This is a genomic window from Providencia zhijiangensis (genome assembly GCF_030315915.2).
GTDB lineage: Bacteria > Pseudomonadota > Gammaproteobacteria > Enterobacterales > Enterobacteriaceae > Providencia > Providencia zhijiangensis.
This window is the reverse complement of record NZ_CP135990.1, coordinates 2138871-2162931: the sequence shown is the minus strand read 5'-3', so window position 1 is coordinate 2162931 and position 24061 is coordinate 2138871. Positions and strand designations below refer to the sequence as shown.

At 44.5% G+C, this 24061-nt stretch carries 22 protein-coding genes; 8 read left to right on the top strand and 14 right to left on the bottom strand.

Translation table 11 applies throughout. The features are described 5' to 3' along the window. Window positions 1-385 precede the first annotated feature (385 nt). Window positions 386-988: a UmoD family flagellar biogenesis regulator gene (gene umoD, locus QS795_RS09950; protein WP_154603588.1), complete on the top strand. Its 603-nt coding sequence runs from the start codon at window positions 386-388 to the stop codon at window positions 986-988. An 11-nt stretch (window positions 989-999) separates the two neighbouring features. Beyond that, entirely contained in the window at window positions 1000-1362 is a 363-nt protein-coding gene (locus tag QS795_RS09945; RefSeq protein ID WP_286270397.1) for a tetratricopeptide repeat protein, read from the top strand. An 80-nt stretch (window positions 1363-1442) separates the two neighbouring features. Here QS795_RS09945 and mfd read toward each other — a convergent pair whose 3' ends face one another. After that, entirely contained in the window at window positions 1443-4889 is a 3447-nt protein-coding gene (gene mfd, locus QS795_RS09940; RefSeq protein WP_286270395.1) for a transcription-repair coupling factor, read from the bottom strand. Between the two features lie 227 nt (window positions 4890-5116). On the opposite strand from mfd, the gene lolC reads away from it, so the two are divergent. From lolC to lolE, 3 genes are read left to right on the top strand one after another with little or no spacing between them, the layout of a single operon-like run. Beyond that, entirely contained in the window at window positions 5117-6319 is a 1203-nt protein-coding gene (lolC, locus tag QS795_RS09935) for a lipoprotein-releasing ABC transporter permease subunit LolC (protein ID WP_154603591.1), read from the top strand. Then, a complete protein-coding gene (gene lolD / locus QS795_RS09930; RefSeq protein WP_036953112.1) occupies window positions 6312-7013 on the top strand; it encodes a lipoprotein-releasing ABC transporter ATP-binding protein LolD in 702 nt (233 codons plus the stop codon). Before lolC ends, lolD begins: the two co-directional genes overlap by 8 nt. Next, window positions 7013-8260, top strand: coding sequence for a lipoprotein-releasing ABC transporter permease subunit LolE (lolE, locus tag QS795_RS09925; protein WP_154627139.1), 1248 nt, complete (start codon window positions 7013-7015; stop codon window positions 8258-8260). The genes lolD and lolE overlap by 1 nt, the downstream gene beginning before the upstream one ends. Before the next feature lie 54 nt (window positions 8261-8314). Here lolE and QS795_RS09920 read toward each other — a convergent pair whose 3' ends face one another. The 3 genes from QS795_RS09920 to QS795_RS09910 all read right to left on the bottom strand — a co-directional run bounded on the left by QS795_RS09920 (window position 8315) and on the right by QS795_RS09910 (window position 10867). Next, entirely contained in the window at window positions 8315-8866 is a 552-nt protein-coding gene (locus tag QS795_RS09920) for a class IV adenylate cyclase (RefSeq protein WP_286270392.1), read from the bottom strand. 179 nt (window positions 8867-9045) lie between these two features. Further along, the gene (locus QS795_RS09915; protein WP_318626451.1) at window positions 9046-10227 is read right to left on the bottom strand and encodes an SGNH/GDSL hydrolase family protein; all 1182 of its coding nucleotides are present in this window, start codon (window positions 10225-10227) and stop codon (window positions 9046-9048) included. Between the two features lie 31 nt (window positions 10228-10258). After that, window positions 10259-10867, bottom strand: coding sequence for a TetR/AcrR family transcriptional regulator (locus QS795_RS09910; RefSeq protein ID WP_318626450.1), 609 nt, complete (start codon window positions 10865-10867; stop codon window positions 10259-10261). A 209-nt stretch (window positions 10868-11076) separates the two neighbouring features. Here QS795_RS09910 and QS795_RS09905 point away from each other — a divergent pair, with 209 nt between their 5' ends. Continuing rightward, window positions 11077-12054, top strand: coding sequence for an alpha/beta fold hydrolase (locus QS795_RS09905; RefSeq protein ID WP_286270389.1), 978 nt, complete (start codon window positions 11077-11079; stop codon window positions 12052-12054). A gap of 70 nt (window positions 12055-12124) precedes the next feature. Here the strand turns inward: QS795_RS09905 and QS795_RS09900 are convergent, their stop codons facing one another. Next, complete coding sequence (locus QS795_RS09900; RefSeq protein ID WP_154603597.1) at window positions 12125-12622, bottom strand: TIGR00645 family protein; 498 nt, start codon at window positions 12620-12622, stop codon at window positions 12125-12127. 289 nt (window positions 12623-12911) lie between these two features. Between QS795_RS09900 and cobB the strand changes: the two genes are divergently transcribed. Continuing rightward, window positions 12912-13736 carry a Sir2 family NAD+-dependent deacetylase gene (cobB, locus tag QS795_RS09895; protein ID WP_154604390.1) on the top strand — a complete coding sequence of 275 codons (825 nt, stop codon included), beginning with the start codon at window positions 12912-12914 and terminating at the stop codon, window positions 13734-13736. A 55-nt stretch (window positions 13737-13791) separates the two neighbouring features. On the opposite strand, the gene QS795_RS09890 is transcribed toward cobB, so the two are convergent. Next, the gene (locus QS795_RS09890; RefSeq protein ID WP_181477244.1) at window positions 13792-14502 is read right to left on the bottom strand and encodes an SDR family oxidoreductase; all 711 of its coding nucleotides are present in this window, start codon (window positions 14500-14502) and stop codon (window positions 13792-13794) included. Window positions 14503-14732: 230 nt separating this feature from the next. On the opposite strand from QS795_RS09890, the gene pepT reads away from it, so the two are divergent. Next, entirely contained in the window at window positions 14733-15977 is a 1245-nt protein-coding gene (gene pepT / locus QS795_RS09885; protein ID WP_154603599.1) for a peptidase T, read from the top strand. Between the two features lie 105 nt (window positions 15978-16082). Here the strand turns inward: pepT and QS795_RS09880 are convergent, their stop codons facing one another. The 8 genes from QS795_RS09880 to rluE all read right to left on the bottom strand — a co-directional run bounded on the left by QS795_RS09880 (window position 16083) and on the right by rluE (window position 24000). Further along, entirely contained in the window at window positions 16083-17207 is a 1125-nt protein-coding gene (locus QS795_RS09880) for a ribosomal protein uL16 3-hydroxylase (RefSeq protein ID WP_286270385.1), read from the bottom strand. Between the two features lie 155 nt (window positions 17208-17362). After that, window positions 17363-18820: a two-component system sensor histidine kinase PhoQ gene (phoQ, locus tag QS795_RS09875; RefSeq protein WP_286270384.1), complete on the bottom strand. Its 1458-nt coding sequence runs from the start codon at window positions 18818-18820 to the stop codon at window positions 17363-17365. 1 nt (window position 18821) lies between these two features. Continuing rightward, window positions 18822-19496 carry a two-component system response regulator PhoP gene (phoP, locus tag QS795_RS09870; protein WP_036953130.1) on the bottom strand — a complete coding sequence of 225 codons (675 nt, stop codon included), beginning with the start codon at window positions 19494-19496 and terminating at the stop codon, window positions 18822-18824. A gap of 189 nt (window positions 19497-19685) precedes the next feature. Beyond that, complete coding sequence (purB, locus tag QS795_RS09865) at window positions 19686-21056, bottom strand: adenylosuccinate lyase (protein WP_154603603.1); 1371 nt, start codon at window positions 21054-21056, stop codon at window positions 19686-19688. Between the two features lie 17 nt (window positions 21057-21073). Continuing rightward, a complete protein-coding gene (hflD, locus tag QS795_RS09860; protein ID WP_181477243.1) occupies window positions 21074-21700 on the bottom strand; it encodes a high frequency lysogenization protein HflD in 627 nt (208 codons plus the stop codon). A 2-nt stretch (window positions 21701-21702) separates the two neighbouring features. Beyond that, on the bottom strand, window positions 21703-22824 hold the full coding sequence (mnmA, locus tag QS795_RS09855; protein ID WP_286270382.1) for a tRNA 2-thiouridine(34) synthase MnmA: 1122 nt from the start codon (window positions 22822-22824) through the stop codon (window positions 21703-21705). Between the two features lie 83 nt (window positions 22825-22907). Further along, entirely contained in the window at window positions 22908-23357 is a 450-nt protein-coding gene (locus QS795_RS09850; protein ID WP_286270381.1) for an NUDIX hydrolase, read from the bottom strand. Beyond that, the gene (gene rluE / locus QS795_RS09845) at window positions 23350-24000 is read right to left on the bottom strand and encodes a 23S rRNA pseudouridine(2457) synthase RluE (RefSeq protein WP_286270498.1); all 651 of its coding nucleotides are present in this window, start codon (window positions 23998-24000) and stop codon (window positions 23350-23352) included. The genes QS795_RS09850 and rluE overlap by 8 nt, the downstream gene beginning before the upstream one ends. Window positions 24001-24061 lie beyond the last annotated feature (61 nt).

The window sequence follows — 24061 nt, the reverse complement described above, 5'->3', positions numbered from 1 at the left end:
ACATATATTTTAAATATTTATTCATTAAATAGACGCCATAAAATCAGCTAATTACCCTAATGAGTTTGGGTTAAGTGTGATTTAATACAAAAAGGCGGGATATTTTTAATTTAAATCACGCATGATACCCATTAATTGTTAGAGTTTATTTTTTTGTTAAAAAACAAGAAAATAGAAAGAATTTTAATATGGTGCAATATATTGAAATTAATTTAGTTAATTATTTACGACTATTCGCGGTAAACTTATTACGCGTAAGTAAATAAGATGTATGTCTCATACTCAGACTAATCTAAAAAACCATATTTATTGTATGTAATTAATGTAGTTGATACTAGATAAGCTACAATAGCTAACACATTCACTATTTAAAAAAGGGCAAGCGATGAAGCTAAAAATTAAGTTGTTGTTAGCCGCATTCGTTGTTGTTTGCCTAATTGCTGTTGTTTATTTCTCTTTTGTGCGCAGTGACGAAGTGAAAATTGCCACTGTTTTATCTACCGAACCCATTAGAGCAACGCGTATGGTGGAACATGAAAACTGTTCAGTCACGGGTATTCTAGGCACATTCACGCAAGAGTCGTTATCTCGCTGGCACCCCGCACAACGCGAATGCAGAACCATTTTGATGATCCAATCCTTACAAGGAAGGTCGCTACCGCCATTTTCGAGCAATGAACCAAGGACGTGCGTGATCACCAAGAGCTTAGAGCAGATTATTGTAGGGTATGACGTGATTTACCGTATTGGCGATACGATTGGTAAAGTGAGAATGCCGTATGAGCCAACGGTGTTTATTCCACTAAATGAAAATGGGCAGTTAGATTTAACCATGTCCAGTAAAGCAGCATGCGAAACCCTGCGCGAAGGGGCAAAAAGTATTTTGCCATTCTACTGTATGAAGCCAGATGACCTACCAAAAGCTTACCAGCCGTCTACCGTACTGGAAGTCAAAACGGGCAAAAATACCTTTGGAATGTTTGAGTAGAAAGAGAAACCATGCTTAAAAAATTACTGGAATTTTTAGGTTTCACGTCGCGCAATATTCCCTCATTTAATGAACTCATGTTGAAAGCCAAAAGTGGCGACCTCGATGCGCAGTACGAAATTGGTACTCTGTATGATGTGGGGGAAGGGGTTGAAGAGAATGAGGAAAAAGCCATTGAGTGGTATCTGAAAGCCGCTAGCCAAGGGCATTCTCAAGCGCAATATATGATGGGAATGATGTATGAAACCAGTGAGCATTTATCCGATGATTCTCACCTATCCTTAGAATGGTTCCAAAAATCTGCGGCGCAGGGCAATAGCAATGCACTGGGGCACTTAGAAGCAATAGGTCATTCTATAGATAATAAAAAGTAGTCATTTATTGGTTAAAACCACATAAAAGAAAGCCATCGAAACATCATGAATCGATGGCTTTTTTGTTGTCAATTTCTGGTTTATGACGCTAGCTGATGCTCATCAAAATCAGCGACTAGCTGCTTGATAAAGTCTAAACGCGTCGCTCTGTCGGCTAAATCGTGGAAGAATTTCAAACGGATAGGGCCTTCCATGCGGAACGTTTTTGACTGATTTTGCAGTAAGCTGATTAAGAACATCGGGTCGACTTTGTTGCGTTCATTGAACTCAATAAACCCGCCTTTTTCATGAGCTTCAATACGTTTCATGCCCAGTTTTTGTGCTTGTAAACGAATGCCTGCTGTAGATAGCAAGAATTTACCTGCATCAGGTAAAGTCCCAAAGCGGTCAATCAGCTCGATACGCAGCTCATCCAGTTCGGTCTGGTCTTTAGCACTGGCAATACGTTTATAGAAAGACAGGCGGATATTCACATCGTGGATATACTCATCAGGCAGCAGTACTGGCATGCGCAGTTCCACTTCAGTTTGCTGGCTGGTGAGATCTTCAAGGGATGGCTCGCGTCCTTCTTTCAGTGCATCGACCGCACTTTCGAGTAGCTCCATATATAAGGTGAAGCCGATGGTGGTCATCTGCCCACTTTGGTCTTCACCTAATAGTTCGCCAGCACCACGAATTTCAAGGTCATGGGTCGCCAGCGCAAACCCAGCCCCTAAATCTTCAAGGGAAGAAATGGCTTCGAGGCGTTTTTGTGCATCGGTGGTCATGGCTTTTGGATGCGGCGTCAGAAGGTAAGCATAGGCTTGGTGATGGGAACGACCCACACGACCGCGTAGCTGATGCAATTGTGCTAAACCGAAGTGGTCAGCACGTTCAATAATGATGGTGTTCGCCGTTGGGATATCGATACCCGTTTCAATAATCGTAGTGCAGATCAGGACATTAAACCGTTGATGGTGGAAATCTGTCATGACTCGCTCAAGTTCGCGCTCACGCATCTGCCCATGACCGACAACAAATCGCGCTTCAGGTACTAAGGCTTCCAGGCGCGCTTTGGCTTTTTCGATATTTTCCACATCATTATAAAGATAATAAACCTGACCGCCGCGTAACGTTTCCCGCAGAATCGCTTCGCGCACGACTAAATCATCATATTGGCGAACAAAGGTTTTTACAGCTAAGCGGCGAGCGGGTGGGGTCGCTATAATCGATAAATCTCGCATGCCACTCATTGCCATATTCAGGGTGCGTGGAATTGGCGTCGCCGTTAAGGTCAGAATATCCACGTCAGCGCGCATCGCTTTAATGCGCTCTTTATGACGAACCCCGAAACGATGCTCTTCATCCACCACCAGCAAACCCAGATCTTTCCACTGAATATCGCTTTGTAGCAATTTATGGGTACCAATCAAAATATCCACTTTGCCTTCTGCGGCCTCAGCAATAATTTGCTGCTGCTCTTTGGCCGTTTTAAAACGCGATAGCATTTCGATACGTACTGGCCAATTCGCAAAGCGGTCGCGGAAATTATCATAATGTTGCTGGGCTAATAACGTGGTAGGAACCAGTACAGCCACTTGCTTATTATTGTTGATCGCTAAAAATGCGGCGCGCATGGCGACTTCAGTTTTACCAAAGCCCACATCGCCACAGACTAAGCGATCCATTGCTAGTGGCTGGCACATATCACTCAATACTGCGTTAATCGCCATTTCTTGATCAGTGGTGGTTTCGAATGGGAAACCTTGGCAAAACTCCCGATACTGCACTTTATCATGTTTGAAGGCGAAGCCTGCTTTCGCGGCTCGCTGAGCATAAATATCCAGAAGTTCAGCTGCCACATCCCGCACTTTTTCCGCCGCTTTTTGGCGAGCGCGTCCCCAACTGTCACTACCCAACTTATGCAGCGGCGCATTTTCATCGGCACCACCCGCATAACGGCTAATTAAATGTAATGAAGAGACAGGGACATACAGTTTATCTTCGCCTGCGTAGGTGAGGATCAAATACTCCGCGGGAATACCACCTGCTTCTAAGGTGATTAAGCCTTGATAGCGGCCGACACCATGTTCAATATGAACCACGGGTTGACCCGGGCGTAACTCTGCAAGGTTACGAATGAGCGTGTCAGTATTGATGGTGCGGCGTTGGTCACTGCGGCGGCGTACGACTCGCTCACCCAGTAAATCGCTTTCGCAAATTAATGCGCGGTGGCTTTCTGGTTGAATAAAACCATGTTCAGCCGCCCCAATCGTAATGGCAAAGCGGTCTTGGGTTTGACTAAAATAGTTGCTGATAATTTCAGGACGGATTTTCAGGCGTGCGAGTAATTCACTCACCGTTTCACGGCGTCCTTCACTCTCCACGGAGAACACAATCGTGCCATCAAACTGTTCGGTGAACTGACGCAGTTTTTCCAGTGGATTTTTACTTTGCCCTTGAGTGCTAATATCCGGAAGTGGCTGATAGTCTAAATTGGTATTGGCGGCTTTCTTCGGTAACTTTTCCGTAGACAGCTGCACCCGAGGCCAATTTTTTAAGTTCTGATTCAGTTGTTCGACGGTTAACCATAACTCGGCAGGGGGAAGTAATGGGCGCATTGGGTCAACGCCACGGCTTTCATAACGCTGTTGAGCGTCTTGTTGGAATCGTTCTGCAGGTTCTTGCAGATTTTGCGAAACAAATAGGGTGTTAGCGGGTAAATATTCAAATAAAGAAGGCAATGGCTCAGCGAAAAACAGTGGCTGCCAATACTCAATCCCACTTGGTAGGGTATTTTTACTTACTTGCTGATAAATATGTTCGGGATCACGGCGAACTTCAAAGCGTTCGCGCCACTGGCTTCGAAAACGCTCGATAGCGTCTTTATCGGTCGGAAATTCGTGAGCAGGCAATAAGTTGATTGCACTAACTTCTTCTAAGGTGCGTTGGGTATCAACGTCAAAGGTACGTAAGCTGTCAATTTCATCATCAAAAAAGTCGATACGAAATGGCAGGTCGCTACCCATTGGGAATAAGTCAAGTAATGCCCCGCGAATGGCATATTCACCGTGTTCAAGTACTTGCTCAACATGGCGGTATCCAGCTTTATCCAGCTCGTCTCGTAGACTATCGCGCGAGAGTTTATCGCCTTTAGCCATCACTAAGGCATGTCCCGTCAGAAAATCAGCAGGGCACACTTTCTGCATTAAGGTATTAACGGGGAGGATCAGTGCCCCTTTTTGCAGCGTTGGCAAGCGGTATAGCGTGGACAAACGGTGAGAGATGATTTCTTGATGTGGCGAAAAATTATCGTAGGGTAACGTTTCCCAATCCGACAGTGTCTCTATAGGATGTTGGGTAAACTGTTGAAGTTCATCACGAACGCGTAATGCGTTTTGCATATCACGCGTGACAATCACGACAGGACCTTGATGGCGTTCAATCATTTCTGCGCATTCTAAGGGGCCTGCAGCACCAATTAAGCAGCCTAAATGGCGGACATCTCCAGCACGACTGGGCAGTTCATAACGATAATTTGACGACATAGAAATATTCAGCTTCTCATAGCTAACTAGTTAATTAATGATTAGTTAGGCAATTAAAAATTAATTAAACAACCCACAGAACTCATTGAGTAGTCTGAAAGTGATCTAAACAAATAGTATTTATAATAAAAAAAACCACAAAAGCGCGGTTGGGTGGTTCCATTCATCAATCGTACCCTTTATTATCCCTGAACACTTCGCTTTGGCAACAGGGACATTACGTTTTCATGCATCAATCTGTCTCACTCTTTATAGGTCTGCGCTATATGCGTGGGCGCGCGGTCGATAAATTTGGACGTTTTGTGTCCAGCTTGTCGGCGATAGGCATAACCCTTGGTGTTGCGGCATTGATTACCGTGACGTCTGTGATGAACGGTTTTGAACGTTCGTTACAAGATAGCATACTTGCCTATATGCCACAGGCCATATTGACCTCAAATACCGGAAATATCGATCCCAATCAACATCCCATCACGGACTTAAAAAACCTCAAAGGCGTTAAGAAAATCGAGCCGATTGTTCAGTCGGAAGTGGTTTTACAAAGCCGAACTAACGTGGGAGTGGGCATGATGGGGGGAATTCGTTCCGATGAATCTTCCTTGTTACTCGATAAGCTGATAAGCGGGGATCGCCGTGATTTAGTCGATGGCGAATACAACGTTTTTCTCGGTAATCGACTGGCGGAAACCCTCGGCGTAAAACGCGGTGACCAAGTGCGCTTGATTATCCCCGGGGTGAGCCAATTAACCCCAATGGGGCGTATACCTAGCCAGCGTTTATTTACGGTTGCGGGTATTTTTCAAACCAATGGCGAAGCGGATACGAGCGAATTGATTGTTGCTCAGCCTGATGCAGCGCGAATGCTACGTTATCCAACCGGAAATATTACTGGCTGGCGTTTATATCTGGACGAACCTCTGCAAGTGGATGTGGCGAGTAAACAGACACTACCAGAAGGGTTAGTTTGGACAGATTGGCGTGAGCGTAAAGGCGAATTTTTCCAAGCAGTGAGAATGGAAAAAAACATGATGGGCTTGCTACTGAGCCTGATTATCGCGGTGGCGGCCTTTAACATCATTACGTCGTTATCCTTATTAGTCATGGAAAAACAAGGCGAAGTGGCGATTTTGAAAACTTTGGGACTCAAGCGTAGCAAAATTCTGACTATCTTTATGATCCAAGGCGCGGGCGCGGGCATTATCGGGACATTGATTGGTACCGTGCTGGGTACGCTGCTATCGAGCCAATTGAATGTGATTATGCCGCTAATTGGCTTATTACCGCGGGGAGTGGCACTCCCAATTGTACTCGACTATCCGGGTATTTTAATTATTGCGCTGTGCGCGATGCTGATTTCTTTGCTGGCGACGCTTTATCCTTCTTGGCGTGCGGCAGCGGTACAACCTGCTGAGGCTTTACGATATGAATAACCAACCACTTCTGGTCTGTGAACATTTAAGCAAGATTTATCAAGAAGGCGCACTCTCCACAGAAGTGTTAAAGAATGTCAGCTTCACGATGAATGAAGGCGAAACCATGGCTATCGTGGGTAGCTCCGGCTCTGGTAAAAGTACCTTATTGCACCTACTTGGCGGGTTAGATACGCCATCTCAAGGTAATGTGATTTTTCGTGGGCAGCAGATTAACCAGCTTTCTTCTGATGCGCGTGCGGCTATTCGTAATAAAGACCTTGGCTTTATTTATCAATTCCACCATTTATTGCCTGATTTTACGGCATTAGAAAATGTGGCGATGCCACTGTTAATTGGCGGTGTGGCGAAAGCAACGGCATTTGCGAAAGCCACCGAAATGTTAAAAGCGGTAGGGTTAGAGCACCGAGCCAATCACCGTCCATCTGAATTATCCGGTGGTGAGCGTCAACGTGTTGCTATTGCTCGTGCATTGGTGAATGACCCTGCGTTAGTGCTGGCGGATGAACCAACAGGTAACCTCGATTTGCGTAATGCGGATGCGATTTTTGAATTACTGGGTGAATTAAACCGTAAGCAAAAAACCGCATTTTTAGTGGTCACCCACGATATGAAACTGGCGAGTCGTCTATCCCGCCGTTTAGAAATGCGGGATGGTCATCTGCAACAGGAAATTACGTTGGGGGCAATGTAATGATTAAAATGCCTCTGACGCTATTAGCGGCATTGCGATTTAGCCGAGGACGCCGTAGGACAGGGATGGTGTCTTTGGTATCGATTGTCTCGACCCTCGGGATTGTTTTAGGTGTTGCGGTATTAATTATCGGCTTAAGCGCCATGAATGGCTTTGAGCGAGAACTGAATAACCGCGTGCTCTCGGTGGTGCCTCACGGGCAAATTTACGCTGTTGAAGCCCCTTATCAAGATTGGGAATTCGCCCAAAATGTGATCCGCAAAACGCCGGGTGTTCAAGGGGTCAGCCCCTATGTGAATTTCACGGGGCTACTTGAGCGCGGCGCGAACCTGAAAGCCATCCAGATTATGGGCGTGTCTCACGAGACGGAGTCCCAAGTCAGTGCATTGCCAGAGTTTATCTTAAATGATGCGTGGCAACATTTTGAAGCGGGTAAACAGTCGATCATTTTAGGGCAAGGGGTGGCGAACTCGCTGGGTGTGAAAGTCGGGGATTGGGTAACGATTATGATCCCAAATACCGATGACAGTATGAAAATTCAGCAACCTAAGCGTATTCGTGTCCAAGTAACGGGGATTTTCCGCTTAAGTGGGTTACTCGACCATCAGCTCGCCTTAGTTCCGCTGGCGGATGCACAGGAATATCTCGGTTATGGAAATGGCATTAGCGGCTTTGAAATTAAAGCGAAAGATCCTTTCGAAGCCGATAAAGTGGTGTATGACGCTGGGCTGAAAACCATGCATCATGTGGTGGTAAAAAGCTGGATAGGTGATTACGGCTATATGTACAACGACATTCAGGTGGTTCGCAGTGTCATGTACTTGGCGATGATTTTAGTCATCGGGGTCGCTTGTTTTAATATCGTCTCCACGCTCGTGATGGCCGTCAAAGATAAAAGTAGCGATATTGCGGTTCTGCGGACATTAGGGGCAAAAGATAGGCAAATTCGCGCTATCTTCCTGTGGTATGGCTTAATCGGGGGGCTGGTTGGTTCACTTATCGGCGTGGTGCTGGGGGTATTAATCTCCCTGAATTTAACCACGATGATTAAGGGACTTGAAGTGATTATCGGTCATCCTATCTTATCAGGGGATGTCTACTTTATTGACTTTCTGCCTTCCGAACTGCATGTGATGGATGTGATTTACGTGCTGTTCACCACGGTTGTTCTGAGCTTATTAGCCAGCTGGTATCCAGCAAGACGCGCAAGTAAGTTAGACCCAGCCCGTATTCTAAGCGGTCAGTAATCAACAAGGCGCGAGTGGCAACAGTCGCGCCTTATTTCATCATGTTATCTAAGGCTATTTCATCAAACTCTCTAGGTACATCTGCTTGTAGCTGCGGGTTTCAATTAATGCTTCCGTAAAACCATAGTGTTGCGCGGTAGACAGTAATTTTGTGTACAAGTTGTCTAACTCGCTCTCATCGTCCGTCATGATCGCAAATTCCGCAAACCAACCAATACCTTCTAAGTAGTCAATGGTGATATGAATATCATCCAGAAAATAGATGCTGCGCTGCTTGGCAATCGTTAGGTAACATTGATATCCCAAGGTGCTCAGCATGTTTTTGACATGTTGGCAGTCTGCAATATCAATCGCTTTACACTCGGAGCTACTAGGGCCTTTGACTATCCACAACTTAATGCCAGAGGGTGTCATTTCTCGCACGGATATACTGATATTTTGCGCGGCTAACTGCCCATCGGGATAGTCAAAAAAGTCATCAACTTCATGATTATTGACGGTAAATGCTTCAGCATTGTCATTGATAAGCTGCTCAAGAAAAGTGTCAGAATTGGGTAGTTTGAACTTAATTTCGGCTTCAAATTTACCGACAAAATGGTCACTCATTCTATTATCCAAGGTTGTTTTAGATGATGAATTAGGTGAGTGGATAGTAACATAGGGAATGATGGCGTGGCTGAAGATAATGTTAAGCCATATCAAAGAATAGCGGAATAATTAGGTACGAAAAGCTATTCTCGTACCTATGGTTTTCAATGCTAAGGTTTTCAATGCTAATGACTGTTTTAAACCCCAATAACAGTATCAAGGGAAATTGAATTCGCAACCCACTGATGTCCTGCGTGGTTAAGGTGGAGATGATCCCCAGAATCATAGATTAATGCTAATTGCTGAGGATTTTGTGAGTCGCGCACAAGTTGCTCAGTGTCAATTAATGCGTCAAATTCACCACTAGTGCGTATCCATTCGTTCACTTCTTGACGAATAGCGTCTTTTTCGGGGGTATAGAAGTTATCTAATCCATATTCATCGGTACAACGTAGCGGAACAAGAGTGATGCCAACGACGCGAATATTATGCTGATGTGCTATATCAAGTAATTGACGATAACCTTCAATTAACTGGCTAGCGGGAGGCGTCATATCCGCAGGCGCGAGGGCAGTTTGAGCAAGCCCTATATCATTGAGACCCACTTGTACAACGCAAGTGGTTACGCCAGCTTGCTCAATAACATCCCGAGTAAAGCGAGATAATGTACTGATGCCAATACCATCTTTGAGTAAGCGAGAACCCGATTGCCCTGCGTTGATCACCGCTGTGTGCTGAGAAACGGCACGTTCAGCAAGAAAATCCACCCAACGGTGATAAGTTCCCATTTCGACACCATTGCCATCCACCATGGAATCGCCAATGACAACAATCGCTTGGCTTGGCGCCTGATTCTGAATTTCAACAGCTTCTAATAATAAGCGCGAACTAATTGGCAGGCTTTCTTTCGTCGTTTTGGAATGAACGCCGTTACCCGATGTTAATTGAGAATAATGTCGCGCATCCCAATGAAAGGTCTCTACAAGCGTAGGGGCCGGTAGATAGGTTCGTAGGGTGACTTCAGACAAATCGTCAATAGGATGAATGATTTCATCACTGTACACCACTTGTTCTGCGGGGATAGAAACACCAGATTGCCCATTAAACAGAACAGGCGCACTCCATGACTTGCCAGATGGCGAGTTTACAACAATGGTATTTTCACCCAGCACTAAGGGTTTGGTGCCATAACGATTCGAAAACACAAGGCGTAATTGTTGTCCGCCTAATGTGATGCGCAGTGTTTGCTGTAGGGTTTGGTTATTCAATAAGGTTGGGATCTCCAATGGAAACGGAAATGCCTCACTGGTGGTGGGTTGAGATGTTGAAAGCCATGTGCAAACCCATGCATGACTGGGAGATGAACCGAATGAGGACATAGCGATTTTTTCCTAAAATTGAAGCGGATAATCAGTGGGTAGTTGATGCTGAGATAAAGGAATCAAACCCGCTCATAGCAACGTTAACCATCGCGAGCAACTGAGCTTTACTCACCCCGTCGCGAGCTTGAATCGAAATGCCGTGAAATAGTGTTGAGATATAATCGCCAAGTGCTTGGATGTCCGTTTTCTTGGGTAAATCCCCTTGAATTACTCCCTTATTTAAACGTTGTATGATGGCGGTGGTACGGGCTTTCCGGTAACTCGCCAGCCAAGACATAATGTTTTCATTTTCACTGGCATAGTTAGTTAGTGATAAAACAACCATGCACCCCTGTGGATGCGTTTGTTGGGTGTAAGTTTCGACAGCTTGGGTTAATAACTGTGTTATCGCTAGACGCGTATTTGGCTCTTGTAACGCAGTATCTGCAAAAGCCCCTTCTTGGCTTAGATAAAGGGCGATAGCTTCGCGAAATAGGTTTTCTTTCGAGCCAAACGCCGCATAAATGCGAGCAGAAGCGATGCCCAGAGCAGAAACTAAATCTGACATCGACGTACCTTCATAACCGCGTTGCCAAAAGACAAGTTTAGCTTTATTTAATGCCGCGTCTCGGTCGAACTCTCTTGGTCTTCCCGCCATAATTATGATCCCTCTAAAACATGATAATGATGCGCTGAATGAGAATGCGTTCATACTATCACTTCTTTGTCGAATGACAAATAATTATTGTTTATCGATTGACAAAGAATTAAAAAAACCTTTAACCTATTTATTGTTGATCGACAAACAATTAATGCGACTCGTGAATGAGTGGCTTTTTTACTCACATAAAAGTGTATGGAACAAATATGAATTCGGTATTTAAAAAGGTGTTGCTCGTCTCCCTGATGACGCTCTCTTTGCAAGTAACAGCGACGTTAGCAGCAGGAAATCTAACTCAAACAGCCAAAAGTGCTGCGCTTCCAACCATTGAGGCGAATGAAGCCAGCTTTCAACATCACTATGTGAAAGTTAACGGGCAGCGCCTTCACTATGTTACCGCAGGGGAAGGGGAGCCGGTCTTATTGATCCCCGGCTGGCCACAAACGTGGTATACATGGCGCTATGTGATGACGGAGCTCGCTGCTAATGGTTATACCGCTATTGCTGTCGATCCACTGGGAACAGGGTATTCTGATAAGCCAGACAATGGCTATGATACGGGCGCTGCCGCAACTACATTACACGAAATGATGAAGCAACTAGGTCATACTCACTATTCAGTGATAGGGCATGATATTGGCATGTGGGTGGGGTATGCGCTGGCCAGTGATTATCCCGCAGACGTGAAAAAGATAGCCTTAACAGAAGCGGTTATTCCAGGGTTAGCGCCAGCACCGAGTATTTTTGTGGATCCTGAGGAGAATATTTTCCTCTGGCATTTTATGTTTAACCAAGTGCGAGATTTACCGGAAACGCTGACGGCAGGTAAAGAGCGTGAGTATCTTAACTTTATTTTTGATCATTGGGCATATCGTCGTGATCGCGTTGCCGCACAGACGTATATTGATGCGTATGCTTCACCGGGTGGGCTGAGGGCAGGTTTTGCCTATTATCGCGCTATTCCACAGACGATTGAGCAAAATAAACTGCGAGCGCAAAAAAAACTCACTATGCCGGTATTGGCGATAGGGGCGGATCAGGCAACCCGGGATGCGCCGCAATTGACATTACAAGGGCGAGCAACCCAATTACAAGGAGCGATGCTTGGCGAGTGTGGCCACTTTGTGACAGAAGAGTGTCCTGAGCAGTTAATGAGCCATATTTTACCGTTTTTGAAAAAATAATTTTGGAAACAAAAAGGGAAGCACGGTAAGCTTCCCTTGTTTTATGCCGAATCGCGTGTATTGAGAGAGATTAATACTTGGCTTTCTTGGTCATTTTATCCAAATAACCCATTACAAACGCTGATAGCACGAAGGTTAAATGAAGGATCACATACCACATCAACTTATCGTTTTCGACGTTTTTGAGGTTCATGAAAATCTTCAATAAGTGGATGGATGAAATGGCGACAATGGAGGCTGCCACTTTATTTTTCAGTGATGTTGCATCCATGGTTCCAATCCAATTCAGCTTTTCATGATGATCAGACAAATTTAATTGGGAGACGAAGTTTTCGTAACCTGAGAACATTACCATCACCAGTAATCCACCCACCAACGCCATATCAATGAGCGACAGCAACGTGAGGATCAAATCAGATTCTGGAATGTTAAAAATATCGGGCAGAATATGAAATACTTCTTGGAAAAATTTGATGGTTAACGCCAGCAATGTCAGTGATAGCCCCAAATAAATGGGCGCCAGGATCCAACGTGAAGCGTACATCATTCTTTCAAAAAACTTTTCCATGCAAATCCTTCAAATAAGAGAAATCAAAATAGTGAGATGGCGGCTATTTTAGCCGTTAGGTGTGATGGGGATAAAGTTTTTTGTCATCTGAAAGTGAAAAAAATGTCTTTTTGATGATAAAAAAGTTATTAAATCGAGGTTATTGAGATATTTGTTTTACTTTGCAGGAGGTGAAGGGGTTTAGTATGTTACTATCCAAATTATGTATAAATAACATAATTTACCATGTTTATACTTTCACTTTTTATACCGACAAATTCACTGCAAGGATGAAAGGAAATTTCCGATGTTGCGATTTCGCCGTAGATTGAAAAAAATAAGTAAAAATAAATGTAAACGCCGTCAGCGACTTCGCAATCGTTCTTACTACATTGATAATAGACTGCTCAGTATGCAAAACATTAACGTGGTTGTATTAACCGGTGCGGGTATTTCTGCAGAGTCAGGGATTCAAACCTTCCGTTCAGCAGATGGTTTATGGGAAGAGCATCGTGTGGAAGATGTGGCAACGCCTGAAGGCTTTGCCCGTGATCCGCAATTAGTTCAGCGCTTTTACAATGAACGGCGTCGACAGCTGCAACAAGAGAATATTCAACCTAATGCAGCGCACTACGCATTAGCAAAATTAGAACAAGTGCTCGGGGATAGATTTCTGCTAGTGACGCAAAATATTGATAATTTACATGAACGTGCAGGTAGCAAGCGCGTGGTGCATATGCACGGTGAATTATTAAAAGTGCGTTGTAATTGGTCAAACCAAGTCCTCGAATGGAAAGGGGATTTATCCGTAGAAGAGCGTTGCCATTGCTGCCAGTTCCCGCAGCCATTACGCCCGCATATTGTGTGGTTTGGTGAAATGCCGTTTGAAATGGACAGGATCTACCAAGCACTTGGGGAAGCCACGCTGTTTATTTCCATCGGAACATCGGGGCATGTTTATCCTGCGGCAGGGTTTGTACATGAGGCGCGTTTACAAGGTGCTCATACGGTACAACTGAATTTAGAACCAAGCCAAGTGGAAAGCGAATTTGAAGAGCGCCATTATGGGTTGGCGAGTAAAGTGGTTAGTGAATATGTGGATGACTTGCTGGCAAAGTTAAACAGCGAAGAATAAAAATAAAAGGGAGCTTTGGCTCCCTTTTTTATGCACTAAGCAAATTAGGTTGATATCACACGTTTTCATCTAACATGGCGGGCATGGTAATTTCTTTTACGCAGGTGGCGCTGCTGGTGCTAAGAATAAAGCGCACGGCATTGACCACATCTTGAAGTGGAATTAAGGCACCTTCACTTTTTGCAATCACTTCATCAACGGGCATGGATAACGGATATTCGGTGGCGAGATAACCTAAGTTCAAAATAGAAATACCGATATTATCTTGGCGCAAAGTTTCTCTCAGTGATTGCACAATCCCGCGCAGAGCATACTTGGTCGCGCTAAAGGTGACTTCTTTGCCATTATGATTATCTAACCCCCACGTAGAGCCAATTAAAATAATTTTACTATTGGTGCCTAAACGCAAGTTGCTAAGCAGTGCTTTCAAATTTAACAAGCAGGCACTGATATTGGTCTGGATCATGGTGAGTAATTCAATATCGCTGGTGGACTCGAAATCATACTCTTCAGTAAAGGCGAGTTTTTCCCAAATGCCGACATTATAAATGAGGGTATCAATGGGTTTTTCGCCTAGCTGCTTTTTGATGATTGAGGCCGATTGAGTGTCACTAAGATCAGCGGGTATCCAGTGAAATTGCGCATCACCAAAAGGTGGTTCAGTGCGAGAAACACCGTACACAGTATCAGTTTGGTCAGGCACTCCTTCAACTAATGCTTTACCTAACCCTTTACTGACACCGTAAATTAAAAATGTTTTTGCCATCGTATTCCCACCTTAGAAATCATGCTATAGCGCATTTAGTTATATAAGATAGTCATTATATAACATGGTACTTAACGCGTTGCGTTATCCAAAAGTGCAGCCCAAAATGAACAATAAATTAAATTAATTAGTTATCTTCCTCACTCTTTAGCTGCAAATCTGATTTGAAACAATAATTGTTTCTGTGATCTTTCCCATAATATCCCCATTGATATTTAGGGGGAGGAAGTATGGACAAACTCTTGGAGCGGTTTTTTGAATACACTGCGTTTGATACACAATCAAAACTGAATGCAAAAACAGTACCTAGTAGCACAGGCCAGCTAAAATTTGCCCGCGCGTTAGCCAAAGAATTAAATATCCTTGGCTTTGAAAAAGTGACGCTGTCGGAACACGGCTGTTTAACGGCTATCATGCCATCCAATGTTGATTGGGATGTGCCTGCGATAGGTTTCATTTCGCATTTGGATACCGCCCCAGATTATTCGGGCAAAAATGTGTGCCCGCAAGTGCTTGAGAATTATCGTGGTGGCGATATTGCTCTGGGTATTGGTGATGAAGTTTTATCCCCCGTTATGTTCCCTGTATTGCACGAAATGATTGGCAAAACGCTGATTATGACCGATGGCAAAACTTTATTAGGGGCGGATGATAAAGCGGGTATCGCAGAAATTATTACCGCGATTGTGCGTTTAGAAGGGCAAAATGTTCCACACGGAAAAATCTGTATTGCCTTTACGCCAGATGAAGAAATCGGTCGTGGTGCACAACATATCGATTTTAAAGAATTTGATGCTCGCTGGGCGTATACCGTTGATGGTGGTGGCGTTGGTGAACTCGAATTCGAAAACTTTAACGCGGCCAACGTCTCCATCAAAATTGTGGGGAACAATACCCATCCCGGTAGTGCCAAAGGCGTGATGGTTAATGCGCTAGGTTTAGCAACGCGAATTCACTCCATGTTACCGCCGGATGAAACCCCTGAAAATACGGAAGGTTATGAAGGTTTTTATCACCTAACGTCCATTAAGGGGAACGTGGAAAAAGCGGAAATGAACTACATTATCCGTGATTTTGACTTAGCCAATTTTGAAGCGAGAAAGAAAAATATTATTCGCATCGCGGAAAAAGTAGGTGAAGGGCTGCACCCAAGCTGCTATATCGAACTGACATTGGATGATAGCTACTACAATATGCATAAAGAAGTGATGAAATATCCGCATGTTGTTGAATTAGCTAAACAAGCGATGCTGGACTGCGATATTGAACCTGTTATCAAGCCCATCCGTGGAGGAACGGATGGTGCGCAGTTATCATACCGAGGCTTACCATGCCCGAATATTTTCACTGGTGGCTATAACTTCCATAGTAAACATGAGTTTATTACTCAAGAAGGCATGGAGCAGGCGGTGAGCGTGATTATGCGAATTGCGGAACTAACGGCTATCCATGCAAAACGTAATACTGATAAATAGTTTTGATACGTTCTTAATATAAAAATTAGTGATAAAAAGGCCCCGATGTGAGGTGATGACATTCGGGGCATTTTGCTGTTTGTTGGCGGTTAATTATAGGAATAATTAGTCGTCAAAATACCAATATCCACTATTAATCAATGCTGTCATTAAGGCGATAAAATTGACATCGTCTAACGCGTCACCAAGATTTGCATGGTTGACGGAATCGAAACGGCACAGGCTATCTGCGGCTTCATAGCATTTAGTCTCTAAAGACTCACCATTAACAAAGAATTGGTCACCAACACGAAGAGCGCGCAACCCATTGAGTTTATATAGGGTTTCTTGCTGGTCTTTCAATAAATTATAAATATCATCTTGTTCATAAGGCGGCTCTGGCGGTGCCAAATCCAGCTCGTGACGTGATTGAGAAATGAATTCACCTAACCATTTACGGAATAGCTCTGGATCATGAATCAGTGATTCCATCATTTCGCGCAACTTAATTTGTTCGCCTTGCAAAATTTCAGCCGGATTATCACGGAAAGAAAGATCAGGGTCGCTGTAACGGTAGCTACCTAACTCATTGGAGATTAAATGATCAGCAAAGCTGCTCATTAATTCACGGGCATTGGGTGCACGGAAACCGACAGAATAATTCAGTGATGGCTCAATCGCATAACCTTCGTGTGGGAATCCAGGCGGGATATACAGGATATCGCCGGGTTCCATCTCTTCATCGATAATGGCGTCAAAAGGCTGTACTTGCAGTAGGTCAGGATGTGGGCTGTGTTGTTTCATTGGGATTTTTTCCCCAACACGCCAGTGGCGACGACCTTCGCCTTGAATAATGAATACATCATATTGGTCGAGATGAGGGCCTACACCGCCACCCGGAACGGAGTAGGAGATCATTAAATCGTCCATACGCCAATCAGAAAGGACACGGAAAGGTTTCATCAGTTGGGCACTTGGGTGGTGCCAGTGGTCAACCGCTTGAACCAAGATTGACCAGTTTTCTTCACCTAAATGATCGTAGCTTTCGAATGGGCCGTGGGCAACTTGCCAGAGGCCGTTTTGATGACTGACTAAACGGCTATCAACCTCATCTTCCATCGCTAATCCCGCGAGTTCATCAGGCGAGATAGGATCAATAAAACGCGTAAAACCCTGTTTGATAAGCAGAGGTCGTTTCTGCCAATGACTGTCCAGAAAACTCTGCCAGTCAAGATTCAGTTTATAATCCATCTTATTGTTCCCTAGTTATGACAAAACTTCCTAAATAGTATACCGGAAATGGATTGTAAAACAGGGCTTAGAGGGCGTCAGTTCACAGATTAGCCATCTTCATTGTCGGATGAACGAATTATCTTCGTTTATGCCTAGCTATCTCAATTCAAGGCCTAAGCATCTTCAATCACCGCTTGCTGCCTAAAGGTGACGGCGACGCGAGCACCACCAAGTGGACTATCCGAAATAGTGATTTCGCCATCATATTGGTCGATGATATCCACCGCAATTGATAGCCCTAAACCTTGTCCCGGTCGCAGGGTATCAGCGCGTTGCCCACGCATAAATATCATGCTGCGTTTACTTTCGGGAACGCCAGGACCATCGTCATCCACAAAAATGGTTAGGCTATCATGATCAACAAGCGCGGTGACTTCTACAAACTCAAGGCAATATTTACAAGCGTTTTCCATAACATTGCCCATCACTTCCATAAAATCATTAGGCTGACCTAGCCACGTGATTTCAGGGGAGATATCGACGGTGATGGAGACACCTTTGTTGAGATACACTTTATGCAGTGCGCTAGAGAGGCTATCTAAGATAGACGGCACCGATGCAATTTCCCGTAGCATCAGGTTTTCATCCCCTTGGTTCGAGGCGCGATGCAAATAGTAGCCAACTTGCTGAGAAATGCGTCCTATCTGTTCCAACATGATAGGCTCTGCTTGTTCGATGGTCATTTGCTTACCGGAACGTAGGAGCCGCAATGTGGACTGTAACACCGCCAAAGGCGTTTTTAGGCTGTGAGTTAAATCGGACAATGTAGTGCGGTATTTGCTATAGCGTTTGCGTTCGTTGCTTAGCAAAATATTCAAATTTCGCACTAGGCCTCGCAGCTCTGCTGGCGGGTTTTCATCCAACGTTTCTCGTTCCCCTTTTTCAAGGCTACTAATTTGCGAAATCAGTGACTTAATGGGGCGCACACTCCAATAGGCTGCGAGCCATAACAGTGGGATCACCAGTATAAAGTTGGCGAGTAACACGTAACCAAACCAGTCCCAGACAACGCCCGTGCTTTGTAAGTCTTGAGGTAATGTATCGACAACAACAATCGTCAGTGCTGGCATGGTTTCAGTTTCTAAATACTGGTTAACTGAAACGGAGTGCGTTAATGGCTCATCGATATTATCAATATCATTGAGTCGATGGCTGTAGTCTGGGTTATTATTCATTAATTGACGCGTTTCATCAAAATCAGTATCAATTTCGTATAACCCATTCTTTTTTAACCAGTCGAGTTGAATAAGACGCTCGACGCTGGGGACTTCACGTTGGCGCCAGACGGTTTGCCCATTCTTATCATAAATAATGATCAACGAGGGGTTGTTCAACGTAAAGTTTGGGGGAACGCGAATATCAATTTTATTATCTTGCCACTGAGCAAGGCTGTAAATTAGGTTACTTTGGCTACGTAGTAAGGTGTAGGTGGTTCGGTCAAAACTGACTAAATAACCCACAACAGCGACAATCCCATAAGCGAGGGTTAGCGCCAGAATGACGGCTGATGTCGCACAAATAAAACGCGCCTGTAAAGAGATGGGTTTGAACCTAAATTTACGCAGTTTCATATTAGCTGTTCACATCGAAACGGTAGCCTTGACCTCGAACAGTCACAATCACTTCTTGGGCATGGAACTGTTGGATTTTTTTACGTAAACGGCCCATAAGCACATCGATGGTGTGGCTTTCGCGTAATTCTGCGTCTGGATAGAGTTGGCGCATAAGGGAGTCTTTACTGACCACTTTTCCATTATTGCGCAGCAAGGTTTCAATAATCGTGTATTCAAATGCAGTGAGTTTGACCGACTCACCATTAACGGTGAATTCTTTACGGGAAAGGTCAATAACAAAGTTTTCAAGTTCAAGCACTTGGGAGGCTAATCCACTGTTACGGCGCATCAATGCTTGCATCCGTGCGACCAGCTCTTCTAGTTGAAAAGGTTTGGTGACATAGTCATCAGCGCCACTATTGAGAGCTTGAACCTTTTCTTGCCAGCTTTCTCGTGCAGTTAGGACGAGGAGCGGAATGCTGACATGGTTACTGCGCCAGCGTTTGATCATAGAAAGCCCATCTTCATCTGGAAGACCTAAGTCCACGACTGCAATATCGGGATGGCTTTCATTCAGAAAATAATCCGCTTCTTTTGCATCTTCAGCAGAATCTACCTGATGACCTAATTCTTTGAGTTGAACGGTTAAATGGTGACGAAGTAGGGCGTTATCTTCGACGATAAGAATGCGCATCTGAGAACCTCACATAAAGAAAGCATGCAAATGAGAATATTATAATGAGTATGGTAGAAAGAGATGGGATAGGGAACAAGATCTTAACTAAATATAAGTCAAACAGATCGGAAAAATAGTCGAATCTGAGATTTTTTGGAAAGGAAAAAAACAGGCGACACGAATGCCGCCTATTTTAATAACTATTGATTACTTGATTTCATCAATAAAATTAACTGCATAGCCAATATAGTTAGCTGGCGTCATCGCTTTCAGGCGCTCTTTTTCACTTTCTGGAAGTTCTAAACCATCGATAAACTGTTTCATGCCTTCAGCGGTAACGCGTTTACCACGAGTCAATTCTTTCAGTTTTTCATACGGTTTTTCGATGCCATAACGGCGCATTACCGTCTGGATTGGCTCAGCGAGGACTTCCCAGTTTTGATCTAATTCATCCAGTAAGTGCTGTTCGTTAACTTCTAATTTGTTCAAGCCTTTCATTGTGGATTGGTAAGCAATCAGGGCATAGCCTAAACCGACACCTAAGTTACGCAGAACGGTTGAGTCTGTCAGGTCACGCTGCCAGCGAGAAACAGGCAATTTGCTTGCTAAATGGCCTAATACCGCGTTTGCTAAACCTAAGTTACCTTCTGAGTTTTCGAAGTCGATAGGGTTAACTTTGTGTGGCATAGTGGATGAGCCAATTTCACCAGCAATGGTTTTTTGCTTAAAGTGATTTAAAGCAACGTAGCCCCAGATATCACGGTCAAAGTCCAACACGATAGTGTTGAAACGTGCAACACAGTCAAACAGTTCTGCGATATAATCGTGCGGTTCGATTTGGGTGGTGAACGGGTTCCATTGAATGCCCAGTGAGGTTACGAATGTTTCACTGAATTCGTGCCAGTTAACTTCCGGGTAAGCGGCAATGTGGGCGTTATAGTTACCAACGGCACCATTGATTTTACCTAAGATTTCCACTTGCTCTAACTGGCGGAATTGGCGCTCTAAACGGTACGCAACGTTAGCAAATTCTTTACCAATAGTGGATGGTGTTGCTGGTTGACCATGAGTACGTGACAGTAAAGGTAAAGTACGGTATTCGTGCGCCATTGCTTTAACTTTATCAATGATTTGACGCCATTGTGGCAGTAAAACCTCTTCACGAGCAGTTTTCAGCATTAAGGCATGGGACAGGTTATTGATGTCTTCCGACGTACAAGCAAAGTGAATAAACTCAGAGACCGCGTGTAGAGCAGGGATGTGCGCCACTTTTTCTTTCAGGAAATACTCTACTGCTTTAACATCGTGGTTAGTTGTGCGCTCAATTTCTTTGATACGCATTGCATCTTTTTCGCAGAAGTTCGCGACGATTTCATCTAAGTAAGCGATTGCGTTGGCATCAAATGAAGGAACTTCTTTGATTTGAGCGGTTGCAGCCAGTTTTTGCAGCCAGCGAACTTCAACTTGCACACGAAATTTCAGTAAGCCAAACTCACTAAAAATAGTGCGTAAAGCGCTGACTTTATCACCGTAACGGCCGTCAATCGGGGATACAGCGGTCAGTGAGGATAATTCCATTGGTAGCAACTCCAGATTTATAGGTGAGACAAAATTTGTTTCGCCTGATTAGACAGACGGCTTCGAGAAAACATCAGTTGGAGGCGACTTCCACCAACTTGCTGCCAGAGAACAGCGCAGCGAATACCTGCGAGCAATGTGGCTCTAACTTTGGCTTGAACAACGGTATTTTTCAGAATATCAGGGGAGCCAGTCACTTGAATACGGGGGCCTGCGGGACTGACTACATCCACATAAATTCCGGCGAGTGCGTTAAAAACACCTTCAGACATCGGTTCGAAATAGCTGGCTTGACGCTCAAATTGCTCAATTCGTTGACCGAGTTGGTTCATGGCATTGTCATCTTTGCTTAAGCGGCGCTCTAATGCCATGATGCTAAGCATATAGCGGGTCATTTCCGCAGAGATCCCGCTATTACCCCCGGTTAACATACCCAGCAGGGCAGTTAAACCGGTTTTTAAATTCGCTTCGTCATTACCGAACACATCCAGCGTAGTGGATGGATTCATGTTGGTCAGGCTATCGACCATGGTTTTACCATCTTGCTCATTAAAGGTACCTTCATGAGCGAGCTTTTGTACCATCAAACTTGCTTGGCAGATACCCGCTAAAGCTAGCGTGATATCGTAATAGTTTTTAGCCACATTTACTCCTGAATACGGGCTTCAATAACGCCGCCACCGAGGCAGACTTCGTCGATATAAAATACCGCAGATTGTCCCGGAGTAACAGCCGCAACCGGATAATCGAAAGTGACTTGGATTTTCTCGGCACTCAATGGGGTGATTGTACAAGGGATATCCGCTTGACGGTAACGGGTTTTCACCACGCAGCGCAATGGCTCCGTTAGCGTTTGTCTATCGACCCAATCTAATTGCTGAGCAATTAAGCCAGTCGACATTAAACGTGGATGTTCATGGCCTTGTGCCACAATTAATAGATTGTTTTCAACGTCTTTATCCACCACATACCATGGCTCTTCAGAACCGTCTTTGGTGCCGCCAATGCCTAACCCTTTACGTTGACCTAATGTGTGGTACATCAAGCCTTCGTGCTGGCCAATGGTTTCACCGTCAACGGTAACGATTGGACCCGGTTGAGCAGGGAGGTAGCGACCAAGGAAGTCTCGGAATTTACGCTCACCGATAAAGCAGATTCCGGTAGAGTCTTTTTTCTTCGCAGTCACTAAACCAATTTCTTCGGCGATGCGGCGTACTTCTGGTTTTTCTAATTCACCCACAGGGAATAAGCTTTTTGCCACTTGTTCATGGCTTAGGGTATACAAGAAGTAGCTTTGGTCTTTGTTGTTATCTAAGCCGCGTAGTAGCTGGCTTTTGCCGTCAACATCACGGCGACGAACATAGTGACCCGTTGCGATATAGTCTGCGCCTAGATCTTCGGCGGCAAACTCTAAGAAGGCTTTAAATTTGATCTCTTTGTTACACAGAATATCCGGGTTTGGGGTGCGACCCGCTTTGTATTCTTCTAAAAAGTGTTCGAATACATTGTCCCAATATTCAGCGGCAAAGTTGATGGTGCGCAGTTCGATACCGAGTTTGTCGCATACCGCTTGCGCATCTGCAAGGTCAGTCGCTGCGGTGCAGTATTCTTCGTTATCGTCTTCTTCCCAGTTCTTCATAAACAGACCGACCACCTGATACCCTTGCTGCTTGAGCAGGTAAGCGGAAACGGATGAATCAACACCACCGGACATACCGACGATGACCTTAATTTGGCTGTTATCTGATTTGGTACTGTTATTTGACATGGGAAATAGTCTCAATGCGGAAAAATCAAGCCCCATACTTTAGCACGTTGCCCCCTTGTTGCACCAGCGTTAGGAGAATAATGTTACTCGTAATGATCACCGAAGGCGGCTAAAACGCTTAAAGGATAGCGAGTACCTTCTTGGTAGCAGCGGATACTTTGGGCAACTAAAGGGGATCGAAGGCATTGGCTAGTCAGAATTTCTTCTGCGCTAACCCAATGACAAGCACTGATATCATCATCGTGAGGATGAGTTTCACATGGAGCATCCAGTTCAAGGGCGAATAAGACACGAATAAATTGGGTTTTATCGGGGGCTATCCATTGATGAATTTTAATTAATGTCTGAGGCTCACCAATAATGCCAGTCTCTTCATACAGTTCACGAACGGCAGCTTGTACTAATGTTTCATCGGCTTCAAGGTGTCCTGCGGGTTGATTCCATGTGGGTTTGTTATTAATCCACTCTTCGACCACTAAAAAACGCCCTTGGGCATGGACAATGGTGGCAACGGTAACATTGGGTTTAAACAACAGTGACCTCCTTCCATTCGCCGGAAGATAAGTTATCGAGCGTAAAATTCCCCATGGCGTAGCGTATTAATCGCAATGTGGGAAAACCAATATTGGCAGTCATCCGACGAACTTGTCGATTTCTTCCTTCATAAAGCGTGATCTTCAACCAAGAAGTAGGAATGTTCTTCCGCTCACGGATCGGTGGAACTCGCGCCCATAACCATTCTGGCTCACTGACTAATTCGATGCCTGCGGGTAGGGTGGGTCCGTCATTTAGGGTTAATCCTTGACGAAATTTTGCGAGCGCGCTTTCATCGGGAATGCCTTCTACTTGAGCATAGTAGATTTTTCCTGTTTTTTTCTGCGGCTGGGTAAGCTGAGCTTGTAATTTACCATCATTGGTGAGGACTAACAGACCTTCACTATCTCTATCTAAACGTCCAGCGGCATAAACACCAGAGATGGGAATATAGTTTTTTAACGTTTCCCGTCCTTGCTCATCTGTAAATTGCGGTAGTACATCAAATGGCTTATTGAAAATAATCACTTTACGTGGCTGGGTTGGGCGTGCCACGCGAGAAGATGAATTCGTTGCCAATGAACGACGTGGCTTTGACGGTGAGGATGTGTGCTTGGTGCGGTTACGGTTAGGTGCGTTCATCATTATTTATTGAAAGTCATTTATGTAATGCGCAATAGAATAACGATATTTTGGCGATAAA